This window comes from Leuconostoc fallax KCTC 3537, assembly GCF_000165675.1.
In the GTDB taxonomy this organism is placed as follows: Bacteria; Bacillota; Bacilli; order Lactobacillales; family Lactobacillaceae; genus Leuconostoc_B; species Leuconostoc_B fallax.
The window spans coordinates 31,557-44,440 of record NZ_AEIZ01000014.1; the positions used below are offsets into that span (position 1 = coordinate 31,557).

The 12,884-nt window shown below is 37.3% G+C and carries 11 protein-coding genes and 5 pseudogenes; 2 read left to right on the top strand and 14 right to left on the bottom strand.

Features of this window, described 5'->3' with window-relative positions:
• Positions 1 to 18: 18 nt before the first annotated feature.
• The 5 genes and pseudogenes from dltD to LEUFL_RS13110 form a co-directional block, all read right to left on the bottom strand.
• Positions 19 to 1,305: pseudogene (dltD, locus tag LEUFL_RS11305) on the bottom strand (D-alanyl-lipoteichoic acid biosynthesis protein DltD).
• A gap of 4 nt (positions 1,306 to 1,309) precedes the next feature.
• Entirely contained in the window at positions 1,310 to 1,546 is a 237-nt protein-coding gene (dltC, locus tag LEUFL_RS0103620) for a D-alanine--poly(phosphoribitol) ligase subunit DltC (RefSeq protein ID WP_010007526.1), read from the bottom strand.
• 100 nt (positions 1,547 to 1,646) lie between these two features.
• Positions 1,647 to 2,851, bottom strand: a pseudogene (gene dltB, locus LEUFL_RS11310) (D-alanyl-lipoteichoic acid biosynthesis protein DltB).
• Positions 2,844 to 4,376, bottom strand: coding sequence for a D-alanine--poly(phosphoribitol) ligase subunit DltA (gene dltA / locus LEUFL_RS0103630; RefSeq protein ID WP_010007528.1), 1,533 nt, complete (start codon positions 4,374 to 4,376; stop codon positions 2,844 to 2,846). Before dltA ends, dltB begins: the two are co-directional and overlap by 8 nt.
• Before the next feature lie 14 nt (positions 4,377 to 4,390).
• Positions 4,391 to 4,530, bottom strand: a pseudogene (locus tag LEUFL_RS13110) (teichoic acid D-Ala incorporation-associated protein DltX).
• 146 nt (positions 4,531 to 4,676) lie between these two features.
• Between LEUFL_RS13110 and LEUFL_RS0103640 the strand changes: the two are divergent.
• Both LEUFL_RS0103640 and LEUFL_RS0103645 read left to right on the top strand, forming a co-directional pair.
• Positions 4,677 to 5,882, top strand: a complete 1,206-nt coding sequence (locus LEUFL_RS0103640; RefSeq protein WP_010007531.1) for a PTS sugar transporter subunit IIC — start codon at positions 4,677 to 4,679, stop codon at positions 5,880 to 5,882.
• Position 5,883: 1 nt separating this feature from the next.
• Complete coding sequence (locus tag LEUFL_RS0103645; protein ID WP_033192912.1) at positions 5,884 to 6,735, top strand: alpha/beta hydrolase; 852 nt, start codon at positions 5,884 to 5,886, stop codon at positions 6,733 to 6,735.
• Between the two features lie 69 nt (positions 6,736 to 6,804).
• Here the strand turns inward: LEUFL_RS0103645 and galE are convergent, their stop codons facing one another.
• From galE to LEUFL_RS12925, 9 genes and pseudogenes are all read right to left on the bottom strand, one after another.
• The gene (galE, locus tag LEUFL_RS0103650) at positions 6,805 to 7,794 is read right to left on the bottom strand and encodes a UDP-glucose 4-epimerase GalE (protein WP_010007533.1); all 990 of its coding nucleotides are present in this window, start codon (positions 7,792 to 7,794) and stop codon (positions 6,805 to 6,807) included.
• 54 nt (positions 7,795 to 7,848) lie between these two features.
• Positions 7,849 to 8,583 (bottom strand): acyl-[acyl-carrier-protein] thioesterase, encoded by a 735-nt coding sequence (locus LEUFL_RS0103655; RefSeq protein WP_010007534.1) that lies wholly within the window; start codon positions 8,581 to 8,583, stop codon positions 7,849 to 7,851.
• A 1-nt stretch (position 8,584) separates the two neighbouring features.
• The gene (gene rsmI / locus LEUFL_RS0103660; protein ID WP_010007535.1) at positions 8,585 to 9,475 is read right to left on the bottom strand and encodes a 16S rRNA (cytidine(1402)-2'-O)-methyltransferase; all 891 of its coding nucleotides are present in this window, start codon (positions 9,473 to 9,475) and stop codon (positions 8,585 to 8,587) included.
• A 1-nt stretch (position 9,476) separates the two neighbouring features.
• Positions 9,477 to 10,376, bottom strand: coding sequence for a DNA polymerase III delta subunit-related protein (locus tag LEUFL_RS0103665; RefSeq protein WP_010007537.1), 900 nt, complete (start codon positions 10,374 to 10,376; stop codon positions 9,477 to 9,479).
• The gene (gene darA, locus LEUFL_RS0103670; RefSeq protein WP_010007539.1) at positions 10,376 to 10,702 is read right to left on the bottom strand and encodes a cyclic di-AMP receptor DarA; all 327 of its coding nucleotides are present in this window, start codon (positions 10,700 to 10,702) and stop codon (positions 10,376 to 10,378) included. Before darA ends, LEUFL_RS0103665 begins: the two co-directional genes overlap by 1 nt.
• Complete coding sequence (gene tmk / locus LEUFL_RS0103675) at positions 10,699 to 11,352, bottom strand: dTMP kinase (RefSeq protein WP_010007541.1); 654 nt, start codon at positions 11,350 to 11,352, stop codon at positions 10,699 to 10,701. The genes darA and tmk overlap by 4 nt, the downstream gene beginning before the upstream one ends.
• Positions 11,353 to 11,361: 9 nt before the next feature.
• A pseudogene (locus LEUFL_RS12620) lies at positions 11,362 to 11,618 on the bottom strand (YaaL family protein).
• Positions 11,615 to 12,220 (bottom strand): recombination mediator RecR, encoded by a 606-nt coding sequence (gene recR, locus LEUFL_RS0103680; protein WP_010007543.1) that lies wholly within the window; start codon positions 12,218 to 12,220, stop codon positions 11,615 to 11,617. The pseudogene LEUFL_RS12620 and the gene recR overlap by 4 nt, the downstream one beginning before the upstream one ends.
• Before the next feature lie 36 nt (positions 12,221 to 12,256).
• A pseudogene (locus tag LEUFL_RS12925) lies at positions 12,257 to 12,884 on the bottom strand (DNA polymerase III subunit gamma/tau); the annotation flags it as partial.

The following is a 12,884-nucleotide window of genomic DNA, read 5'->3' on the forward strand; positions in this document are numbered from 1 at the left end:
TAGCCTTTTATAGTTCATTTATTGAAATGCCAATAAATTCTTTTCTGTTGGGTTGAGATTTTGCCACTTCTTTGTCAAATAATCATTATTTAAACGATAATTTGGCTTTTGATAACCCTTCGTTAAAAATGGGTTGATCTTTTGATCTGCAGCTAACCAACCACGCCAGCCAATATGAATAGTATCTTCCATAAAGTACGGCTTAGCTCCATCTTTTGATAGGTCTGCAATATTCGTAAATCCTTGAGAAACAAGTTGATGCTTTACTTTATCAACACTTTGCTGATACATCTTCGTGTCTAAACCTGTATAGTTTGACCACTTTTTATTAACCGGTTGTATCACAAACATGACGTCTGTTTGATTCTTAGCAAATTCCTGTAATACTGTTTGAAAATCAGCATATTCAATAGACTCGCGATAATCAAATTTTGTCTGTGACTGACGCAACTTATCAAGGTCTGGTGCGACACGATGTTGATAAAAGCCAGAACGAATGCCAAACCGGCTATTCTTCGTCGCCTTCTCACCTGCTTGAATTGCATATTGTTCTAAGACACTATGCTGCTCTTGTTCAGGTAATCGCTTTGTGCCTGTTAATACCTTTTTATGCCAATTATGCCCAACTGGTAAATTAGAGAACAACCCATCTTCGCTCAACAACATGCGCTTTTGAACATTTAATAGCGTCATATCAGTCTTAGTGAGTGGCTTATTTTCTTTAATCTTACGCACCATTGGTTCTAACGTATAGCTACTTTTAATCTGATCTTGCGATAATAAGCGTTGTGCAACGTATTGATCCGTTGCATTATCAGACTTTGCTTGTTGTAGCCACTGTACTGTCTGCAATGGTGAATAAAAGCTGTCAAATGCCCATTTTTGCATCCCTTGTTTAGTAAACCATTGTTGTGAAATAACAAAGACGGCTTGCTTTTTATGTAACGCTGGTTGTATCCCTTGCATACTCAAATAGTGCGTTAAGGATTGAGTTCCGGCCATCCCCAATAAGAAGGGTTGATAAGAACGATGATATTTGGCAGCTAAAATAGCGGGATGTAAGGCATCCATTCTTAGCAGTTCACTAGAACCAAAAAAGGCACATAGTGTGTTGTCTTATTATTAAAAGCCGCCATTTTCACCGTCTGCCCCTTGAAGACGTCTTTAGAAAACGAAACTGACGCATCTTTTAATTTCTGATTTGATGAATAATGTAACGAGAATGGTGCCAGAAAAGAAAATAACCATGATAAAGGCTATAATCACTGGCCCAAATATCCACCAAAGCCCTCTCTTTTCTTTCATATTCTTATCCAATCAATGATTCAACTTTGGCGATGACTTTATTAGGTGTATCCCACTCGTTACGGTCAAATTCTGATACTGGTGCTTGAATTGAGAACTTATTTTCAAGTTCTAATAATAATTCTACTGTAGCCATTGAATCCAATAAACCACTATCATAAAAATTATCATCCATTTGATCAGAGATATCTTCACCGATAATTGTATTTAAAATCTCTACTACGTCTTCTTTTACGTTCATTGTTCATTCTCCTAAAATCGTATAACAGCCTTTAATTCACTGTTGAAGTTAACCACTACTCATCATAAAGCTTTTTTGTACTGTACGTCAAACTGCACTTTTAATGAAACCATAATCGATCTAAGAATCCTGAGAATAGCAAGAAACTAAACATGACAACATTAAACGTTATCACAATAGATAGCCATTCTGTCCAGCGATTATGCGGTACTTGATGTTTCTTCTTGTAACGTAACCAAGCGTCGTTGATGACCAATCCAAAACCATGAAATAAGCCATACGCAATGTAATACCATGTCAAACCATGCCAAAACCCCATGAGTAGCATATTTAAAATATAAGCGACATTGGACGTCGTAATACGGCTTTTGAAAGTTTTGTGCTTCATCATGGTAAAGACTAGTCGCATAAAGACATAATCTCTAAACCAAAATGACAATGTCATATGCCAGCGATTCCAAAATTCTTTTAAGTTCTTAGATAGAAATGGTTTATTAAAGTTCATGGGTAATTCAATTCCCATAATATAACTGATTGCCACTGCGAAGAGTGAGTAACCAGCAAAATCAAAGAACAAATTAAGTCCCCAGACATATGTGAATGGTATTAACCACCATGACAGACCGCCATGTCCTTGACCAGCAACCATTGCTAAGCTCTCTATCTTGGGCTGTAAAAGTGTACCAAAAATATGCGAGAGAATAAATTTATACAAGAAACCTAAGAAAAGGTAGTGCACTGCTTTTGACAACATCGTCAAATATTTATCTCTGTCTGGCACAGTAATGGCATCTTTAGCAAAACGGCGATACCGATCAATGGGACCAGATGATATGGTAGGCATAAATAACATGAATCGTGCGAAGAGAACAGCATCAAAATCCTTGATGGAGCCATCTCGCGTTTCCATAATCATACCTACCGAACGGAATGTCAAATATGAAATTCCTGTGAACCCTAATACCGTTGAGATGCTAGCCCAATGTCCAGCAGCAGCCATTTTAATCAACACAAGCGGTAGTATTGACATCACAATTGCACCGTAAAAATAAATTTATTATTATACTTTTTACGATAAAGCGTGTATGCCCATACTAACAACCACTGCCAAATCATATAAATAATTAAGGCAATGCCCTCATGATATTTATGACCATTAAACATGAGGAAAATGAAAATAAGCGACACAACTGATTCATACCAAACAAAACGCTTACCAAAATACATACCAATTGCCAAAGGTACAAGCGCTAAAATGAGCACAATAAAGTATTTTGGATCAGCATATGGTTGCAAATTAAGCATTACCATTCACCTCAGCAATCAAGGTTTTCAAGTCTGTTTTACCGTTGGCAGTCATTGGTAAAGATTCACGGTAGATAAATCGCGATGGCATCATATAAGGCATCATAATGTCCTTCAATTCTGCTTTAATCGCATTAGTCAATAAAATTGGCTTGTCAAAATCATTTTTCTTTGCAACAACAATGGCTAATAACTGCTTGACTTTACCATCTTGATCATATCGTGGCACAGATACTGCTTGTTCTATCCACTGACTATGCTGCAATACCTGTGCAACTTCTTCAAGTTCAATGCGGTAACCATGCAATTTAATTTGAAAATCACTACGCCCTTGATAATGGAGTAACCCTTGTTCATCAAGCATACCCAGATCTCCGGTCCGATAAGCTGGTTGTCCTTCAACAGTTGTAAAAGCAACTGCCGTTTTCTCTGGGTTATTTAAGTAACCTTTAGATACAGATGGCCCAGAAATCACAATTTCTCCGGCCTGACCAGTGGGTTGCGTCGCATGACTATCAACATCTTGAATGGTTATCGTAGTATCAGCCTTAACAAAACCAATTGGTAATTTAGTATGATTTTTCAAAATTTCTTCAGTAATTTCAATGCCCGTTACTGCTACTGTTGCTTCAGTAGGACCATATGTATTGAAAATTTTGGCCTTTGGAAAACGTTCATGCAACTTTTGGGCAGTAGTAGAGGTTAATGCTTCACCACAAAATAAGAAACGTTGTAAGTGTGGATTATTAATTTCATTAAATTCTGGATCTAACAATGCAACATCAGCAAATGAAGGCGTTGATACCCAAATATTTAAATTTAACTGCGGTAGCGTAGCAAATAATTGTTTAAAATCATCCGCAATAGTCTTAGGCAATGCCTTTAAGATACCACCTGAAACCAATGTTGGTGCCCAATCCATGACAGATAAATCAAAAGAATATGGTGGCTGTGATAAGACACACTGTTGTTGCTTAAAGCCAAATTCATCCGATAGCATCCAATTCACAAAACTCAATAAATTTTGGTGATTGATTTGAACACCCTTGGGTTTCCCTGTTGTACCAGATGTGAAAATAATATAAAAATCTTGATCGTGATCAACAGTTGGTAGTGTTGGTAATGCAACTGCCGTGTTCATGACATTTGCCAATGCTTCATTAGTGATGACTGGAATTGCAGCAATTTTGATGGGTAAATCATCTACTGCAATAACCGCAGCTGGTTGCCCAATTTCTAAAATATCTAATAACCGTTCATCTGCAGAATTAACATCCACTGGAATATAAGCATGCCCCGCTTTAACACTACCCAAGAAACTCGCAATCATTTCAAATTGCTGTCCACCATAAATCATGATTGGTGCGTCAGCAGGTAAGTCTTGTTGTAATAAGTACGTTGCGATACGATCAGAAGCAATCTTTAAATCGTGATAAGTATGTACTACTCCTAGTTCATCATAAGCAACAAACTGACCATTTTCTTGTGCAATTTGGTCAATTGCCCCAATTATACTTTTAACCATTATTAACTCCTAATTTAAAACTCATTGTAAATGAAGTGGCCTTGCCCCACACCTGAATAACTATACAAGTAGATGAGTGCAATAATAATGGCAAAATAAAAAATGTTCGCCCGATAAAATTAACGAGGCGATTTTGAAAAAACTTTTGCAACATATTTGCTCCCCCAGCGTTTTTATATAATCAGCTTATTATTTTAATGTATATATCATAATAAGTCAATATTGTATATAATATAACACATGAATGACAAAAGTATCTGAAATATATAATTTTACTTTATTAAAGATAAGGATGATTAGATGTCTATATTTTCCAAAGGACTTTCATTATTAACAAAGTGGGATAAAAGATGGCAACATCAGCCCCTCATTTCCGCCATATATACCACGTATCGTAAAATATTTACTATCTTAGTCATCGATGTTTATGCGCATATCATCGCATTATTATTCTTATTACCCAATGCACTTTTCCCGACTATTCTTGACTATCAACTTCCTTTTTATACCCCGATTGTACAAAATGTTGTTTTAATAATTGATATCATCACCATGACCTTTTTTAGTACCTTATTAGCTAAAGAGTATTATCAACGTCGTCGTCCTGATCATGATGCCACACTAATTATGATGACTATGTTTTATAGTACGATGACATCGTTCCAAAATCAAAATAATTTCAACGTTATTTTAATTAAAAACTATTTCATTTTAATATTGTTAGTCTATGCTGTTGTCAATAGTTACATCCTGTACCAAAAACTGTTAAAACAACCACAAAACCCATTGTCGTTTGCTAATATTGGCTGGGCAGCAATTATCATCACAATTGCAACAGTACTCAAGCCCTTCCTACATTCAGCCGCTCTCCAAGCAACCATTAATCAATACCTATCGTCTAGTATCTTTAATCACATTCCAGCTATTCTCATCTTTGCCTTAATCTTACCGTTGTTATCTTGGATTGGTATTTCAATTCCAAGTGACTTATTGGTCAGTCAGGCATCTGCTACTGCGATTTCAGAAAATTTAAACTTCTTTTTGACCAAGCATACGACGGCACATATTCCTTATCCGATTAACCTATATAATACATTTAGTATGTTTAGTATTGTCGGTGGTTTAGCTTTATGTTTGTTACTTTTATTCCGATCGCGAAATATTGGCGACCAACGTTTAGGGCAATGGTCCTTATTACCAAGTCTATTTAATAATCATCAATTACTTTTATTTGCTTATCCATTATTGTTACGACCATTATTTCTCATACCCATGTTAGTTAGCCCGGTTGTCACAACATCTCTAGGGTATTTAGCCGTTAAATTACATGTCATTACAATTCCTGTCTATCAAGTTCCCCTCAGTACGCCATATCTCATCAGAGCATACTTAGCTACTAACGGCAATCTAATAGCCTTAGCTGTCAGTATTCTCCTAATCATAGTATCAGTATTGATTTATTTACCATTCTTCAATATCGCCATGAAATCTCAGAAAGAATCATAATATGAGCAAACGTAAATATATCTTATGCATCTTGAGTATTATCCTGTTGGTTATCATTGGTATATTAGGTCGCTCATGGGTTGATGAAACACGTTTGAATCAGTCCAAAATCCAAAATTCACGATTATACCCTGTTATTTTTATACCTGGGTCCTCCGCCACGGTTAATCGATTCGACGATTTATTTAACAAGCTTAATGCTAATCCTAATCAAAAACACAGTGTACTAAAAATTAACATTAAAAAGGACGGTCAATATGATATATCTGGTACGATTCGTCAAACAGACTTTCGACCATTCATTGTGATTGGCTTTGAAAATAACGCCGATGGTTATAGCAATATCAAAAAGCAAGCAAGTTATATTGACGATGTCCTCACTTTGTTACAAAATCGCTATCATTTTCATCACTTTGACGCCATCGGTCACTCAAATGGCGGCTTAATTTGGACACGTTATCTAGAAAAATACTTTAACAATCAGCAATTTGTGATGAATCACTTAATGACTTTGGGAACACCATATAATTTTTCAGAAACATCGATTAGCCGTAAAACTGAAATGTTAAAGGATATGATTCAGGGGCGTACCCAACTACCCTCAAACCTTATAGTCTACTCGATTGCCGGAACAGAAGATTACACTGATGATGGGATTGTCCCTGTTCAAAGTGTGACGGCGGGTAAATATATTTTCCAGAATTATACACAAAAATATATGCAAATTACTTTATCAGGTAATGAAGCACAGCATTCAAATTTACCAGATAATAACGAAGTCGTTAGCATTATTAACCAGTATATTTTAACAGACAATAGCAATCCTAGAAATCCAACTAACGCACCAAAATAAACCACTCTATAATAAAAAAGCACCAATATTGTAAATGTTTTCACTTACAATATTGGTGCTTTTTATGATTTATTTTGTGTAACCTTCTGGATGACTTTGATGCCATTGCCATGCTGTTTTAATAATATCTTCAACATTATCATATTTTGGTGCCCAGCCAAGCACCCGACGTGCTTTATCTGAATTGGCTACCAAAATATCAGGATCCCCTGGTCGACGTGGGCCAATTTTAGACGGAATATCAACACCAGTAGCTTTGCGTGCCGCTTCAACCATCTCCTTAACTGAAAAGCCAGTTGCAGAACCCAAGTTAAATTGATTACTGTCGCCACCTTCTTTTAGATAGTCTAATGCCAAAATATGCGCATCAGCTAAATCCAATACATGAACATAATCACGCACATTGAAACCATCAGGTGTATTATAGTCATCCCCAAACATTTCGATATAATCACGTTGTCCCAATCCCGCTTGTAAGATAATTGGCACTAGATGTGTTTCAGGTGCATGATCTTCACCAATTGTGCCATCTTCAGCAGCTCCTGCAACGTTGAAATAACGCAAAGCAACCCATTTGATCCCATCTGCTTGGTCTGCCCAAGCCATGATTTTTTCCATCATTAGTTTACTTTCGCCATAAGGGTTAATTGGCTGTTGCGGATCTGTTTCCTTAATCGGAATGTTGACTGGATTACCGTATGTTGCAGCAGTAGATGAAAATACAATCTGCTTCACATCATGTGCTTTCATCACTTCAAGTAAGGTGATCATACCACTCGTATTATTATCAAAATATTTAAGCGGATTGGCTACGGATTCTGGAACAATAGAAAAGGCAGCAAAATGTACAACAGCTTCAATATTTTCTTGATCAAATACTTGATTAAGTGCTGCTTTATCACGTACATCAACTTCGTAAAACTTAGCATCTGGATGCACTGCCTGACGATGTCCTGTCACCAAATTATCTACAACAACGACTTCACGTTCATCTTCAATTAAACGTTTTACCATGTGTGAGCCAATATAACCCGCACCACCTAATACTAATACTGCCATGTTTGCCTCCAATAGCTTTTGATATCAGTAACTTTAAGTTAGTTCTGTATCCAATTATACACTACGCCATGTGAAAATAGCTTCTGCAGATGTATGCGCTGCAACCATAATACGATGTTTAGTCACATTATCAGCTATCGCAACTTGGCTAATAACTTCTTGTCCCAAACGCACTTCATTTTCATATTTAATATTGATATTTGTGATTTCATGATGTTTCAGATAATCTAAATCCAAAACATCTTGCATCCATTCAAAATATTTAGAGTTATTGACGTGCTGATTTGTATCAATATCTAAATAACGAACGTGATAATTTTTTTCAATAATGTCGTCCGTTGTCGTGATTTTATCTGGTCGTGGAATATGATTAATCTGTTTCACACGTTCGGCTGAATATTTATCAATAATATCTTGTGGAATACGTGCCATACGTCGATTATCAATGTCTAACATTGCCCATATAGAATCAACACGAATGATTTCTTCATTCTGTTCGTCAAAAAAGACAAATGGTCGATGTACAAAGAACGGATTATACTGTGAGGCTTGTGTTTCAATGCGGATGACCTCATTCACAGTAGGACGCCTTTTGATGTGGACATCATACTGTAAAATAACCCATCCCAAACCACGTGAAAGATGTTCTTCTTGTCCAACACCCAAATGATCACTTTGTGTTTTGGATGATAATACGGCCAAATTCAAAATCATTGGTAGTGATAGTTTGCCCGACATATCACTCTCAAAATATTCAATTTTATGTACTATTTCAAAAGGAATCCCCATATTATTTACCCTCTAAACCATGATACTGATTGTAGACATCTTGTCGTGCTAACCCTCTTTGCTTAGCAACTTGCTTAATGGCGACATTAGGTTTTTCTCCTGCTTCAATCAACTGTTTCACAGCATCAACTGGTGATATAGCAACCATTTCTTCGTCATTTACCTGGTCAACAGCAGTAATATCTCCAGTATAACCCGATAACATCACCACAAATTCACCACGAATTTCATTACTACTTGCCCAAGATACTAATTCAGCTAATGTGCCTCGCAAGAATTCTTCATAACGTTTAGTCAATTCTCGAGCTAAGACAACACGCCGTTCATCACCCATTACTTTTTGCATATGCTGTAATGTGGTTTTGATACGATGTGGTGCTTCATAGAAAACAACCGTATCTCTAAATGTGGATAACTGATGCAATTCTTCAAGTTGTTCACTCTTCTTACGCGATAAAAAGCCATAAAAATAAAAAGGTTGTGGGACTAAACCACTGGCAATCAGCGCTGTAACACCAGCTGTAGGGCCAGGTATAGGTACCACCACAATATTGTTATCCACAGCAGCAGCAACTAATTCTTTTCCAGGATCAGATATCGATGGCATTCCTGCATCGCTCACTTGTGCTAGGTCATGACCTGCTAATAAATGATCAATGAGTTCTGTGCGCTTATTTTGCCAATTATGTTCATGAAAAGACGTTTGTTTAGTATGAATATCAAAATAATTTAATAATTTTTGTGTATGGCGTGTATCCTCCGCCGCAATCAATGGTACTTGCTGCAACGTTTCTACTGCTCGAGGTGTCATATCAGCTAAATTTCCAATTGGAGTAGGTACGAGGTATAAAGTACCTGTTTCGTGTTGCTCAAAACTTTTTTGTTGTTGCATCCTACTCTCCTAAAATAATGGATGTATCCAATACAATTTTTTCTAAACGACTTTGCAATGAAATATTAACCTTGCGTAACTTATCATCTGCCAAAATATTATCGCTCACACGTACTAATTTATCTATAGTATAGCTACGTCTGAGACTTTTATAGAAACCAACTAATTTTGGATATTTCAAATCTTCTGTAGAGATATAATCATAAATCATCATATCTCTGATCACCTCATGTAGCCATCTGAAAAATAACTGTTGTTGCGTTACTGTTTCAATTAACGGCAATAATTTAGCTTGCACATAAGCAAAGGCTTCAATTTGTCGTTGCATCATGAGCTCAACCCATTTAAACGTTATGCCTTGTGCCTGCTGGAGCCAATCATTCGTTATTTCTGGTAACCCTGAATGCTGTTCAGATTGTAAATGAACAATCTGAGCCCGTGATTGAATCGTCGGCAGTACATCATTTAAGTTGTTGGTCAACATCAAAATAAGTTGTGGACCAGCTGGTTCTTCAATAAACTTTAATAAAGAATTTGCTGCACTAGTCGTCATTGTTTCAACTGCATCCAAAACAAAAACCTTACGTGAACTTTCCGTTGCACGCGTCACAAATTCTGGCGTCAACGCTCTAATTTGGGCTACTTTTAAGGCAGTTCCTGGTGTCATCGGTGTAACAATATGTACATCAGGATGATCACCATCAACAATACGTTGCGCATTGCGATGATCATTTCCGACAATCTGCCAAGCTAAAAAACGTGCAAAGTCAAGTTTGAGATCTTGTGGAAATCCAACCAATAAATATAAATGGCTCAATTTTTCTTCAGTAATTAAATTGAGAAATTGTCCAACTTGTTTTGGATAGCTTTGACGTGCATTTTCAATAAACTCTACTGTCATTAGAATTGATGAAACGATTCAATATCTTGCGTAAATACTGTCGCACCACCAACTTGCACTTCGATTGGATAGGCAGCACCTTCAATACCAGCATCTAAATTCATTGGCGGTACCATGAATTGATTACGCGTTTGTGAAATACTTTTAATAATGTCCAAAACTTCTTGAACGCGGTCTTTTTCAATGGCAATCATGAACGTTGTATTGCCTGAACGTAAGAAACCACCAGAAGTAGACAAACGTGTTGCACGAACATTTGCCTTAACGAATGCATTACTTAATTTGTTAGTATCTTTATCTTGAACAATTGCCGTAATTAATTTCATGAGTGAACTCCATTTCTATTTTTTAATTGTTGCCAAATCAATGCACGTGTTGCTGTAATAACCATTTCTAACGGTTGCGTTGCATCAATGACCTGGATACGGTCAGGAAACTGATCACGTAAGGCAAGATAAGTATTGCGTACCTTAATATGAAAACTCAAATCTTCCTTATCAAGGCGATCAATTTTACCTTGACGATGCTGCATAACGCGCTTTAAGCCAATATCAGCTGGTACATCTAGGTAAATCGTTAAATCGGGTAATAGTCCTTCTGTTGCAAATTGATTGAGCGTCCAAATACGGTCTACGCCTAAATCGCGACCACCACCTTGATACGCTAAAGAACTATCAATATAACGATCACTAATCACAACTTTTCCTGCAGCTAACGCAGGTTGAATCGTTTCAACTAAATGTTGGCGTCTAGCAGCAGCATAAAGTAATGCCTCGGTACGCTTATCCATCCCATTATCTTCTTCAGGTTGTAGAATAGCACGAATCGCTTCAGCAATTGGATTACCCCCAGGCTCTCGTGTTGTTACTAGATCATCACCCAGCATGGGTCCTAATTCTCCAATTAAAGCTTGTAACACACTCGTTTTCCCAGCGCCCTCAGGACCTTCAAAAGAAATAAACTTTGCCTCTGACATCTTCAACTCCTATTTATCCGATTTGATAACATGCGTTTGCATATGACCAACTGTTTTGCGCCGTCGCGCTTCGCGATATAAATAAAAGAATTTTGCTTTAGCCAAAGCTGTTTGCGCTTGTATTAAGCGTACATTAACTTGCCCGTCCAGTAAAGCGTTTTCAGAGTTTTGAGCTGATTCCCAATCTATTTTGGCCTTGTCGATTTGAAATACTAATGCTTGATCATATTCTTTACGAATATCTTTTCTTTTTTACCAAAAATCATAATTCTGTCCGCCCTTGCACAGCTTTTATTAATGTTAATTCATCTGCATAATCAATGTCTGATCCAACAGACAATCCATGTGCTAATCGCGTCACTTTAATGCCAGCAGGCTTTAACAATCTCGCCAGATACATGGCAGTTGCTTCACCCTCCGCGTTAGCATTGGTACCAACAATCACTTCTTTAATTTCTTCATGCTCGGATAAACGCCTAACCAAACTCGGCAAGTTAATATCTTCTGGGCCTGTCCCGGCACTTGGTGAAATCACACCATTCAAAACATGATATAAACCATGATAATCACGGGTATTTTCCATCGCCATCACATCTCTTGAATTTTCAACGACAAAAACTGTCCCTTGATTGCGACTTTTATCACGACAAATAATACATGGATTCATATCTTTTTCAGTAATCATGCCACAAGTATCACAAAAGGTTAAATCCTTTTTGGCTGAAATTAACGACTTGGAAAAACTTTCCACATCTTCATTGTCCATACCCAAAGTGTAAAAAGCTAATCGGGTGGCTGTTTTTGGCCCTATTCCGGGTAACTTTGTATAATTATCTATTAACTTAGCGATTGGTTCTGGATACTGCATCACTATTTCCCATTTTCAAATACTTTATCAGTCACATTAATCAACAATATTCACGAGATCATCACCAAATAGCTTTTTAGCTTCTGAAACGATTTGGGGCTCATCTGTTTTAATTGATTCATGTTCAGCATTTTGTTGCGCATTGTTTGATTGTGTTGCTTTTGCAACCTTGACATAAGGTAATGTAGCCAAGTCAATTTGAGGTGCGGCACCTGTTTTAAGTTTCTCAACATATTCTGTTCGATCAAGATGCCACTCATCTTGCGAAATCATGACCAATTCATTCGATAACGCATGCTTATTCAGTACTGCTTTTAATTGCGTTTGCAATACCGTATTTTGTAAAACTTGTTCCAGTAAGGCAGGATAATCAAAAGCCAGCACTACTGCAACTTGACTAGCAGCAACTGGCGTTGCTGTTGTCAATAAAGCTCGACCAGCTACATCAAATTGCGCCAAAATATCTGCCCATTTATTTTTAATGGTTACCAAACTATTACGTTGCGCTGTCCCTAGCACAGCGAACACAGCTTGCTGACCAGTTCTAACAGAATAATCTTGCCCATCACGAGATACTGGCTCTGGCTCTGGCTCTGGCTCTGGCTCTGGCTCTGGCTCTGGCTCTGGTTCTGGCTCTGGCTCTGGCTCTGGCTCTGGCTCTGGT

Bases quoted from the DNA above. Each gene is read 5' to 3' on its own strand.
- dltC (WP_010007526.1), bottom strand. From the start codon at position 1,546: ATGAACGTAAAAGAAGACGTAGTAGAGATTTTAAATACAATTATCGGT.
- dltA (WP_010007528.1), bottom strand. From the start codon at position 4,376: ATGGTTAAAAGTATAATTGGGGCAATTGACCAAATTGCACAAGAAAAT.
- LEUFL_RS0103640 (WP_010007531.1), top strand. From the start codon at position 4,677: ATGTCTATATTTTCCAAAGGACTTTCATTATTAACAAAGTGGGATAAA.
- LEUFL_RS0103645 (WP_033192912.1), top strand. From the start codon at position 5,884: ATGAGCAAACGTAAATATATCTTATGCATCTTGAGTATTATCCTGTTG.
- galE (WP_010007533.1), bottom strand. From the start codon at position 7,794: ATGGCAGTATTAGTATTAGGTGGTGCGGGTTATATTGGCTCACACATG.
- LEUFL_RS0103655 (WP_010007534.1), bottom strand. From the start codon at position 8,583: ATGGGGATTCCTTTTGAAATAGTACATAAAATTGAATATTTTGAGAGT.
- rsmI (WP_010007535.1), bottom strand. From the start codon at position 9,475: ATGCAACAACAAAAAAGTTTTGAGCAACACGAAACAGGTACTTTATAC.
- LEUFL_RS0103665 (WP_010007537.1), bottom strand. From the start codon at position 10,376: ATGACAGTAGAGTTTATTGAAAATGCACGTCAAAGCTATCCAAAACAA.
- darA (WP_010007539.1), bottom strand. From the start codon at position 10,702: ATGAAATTAATTACGGCAATTGTTCAAGATAAAGATACTAACAAATTA.
- tmk (WP_010007541.1), bottom strand. From the start codon at position 11,352: ATGTCAGAGGCAAAGTTTATTTCTTTTGAAGGTCCTGAGGGCGCTGGG.
- recR (WP_010007543.1), bottom strand. From the start codon at position 12,220: ATGCAGTATCCAGAACCAATCGCTAAGTTAATAGATAATTATACAAAG.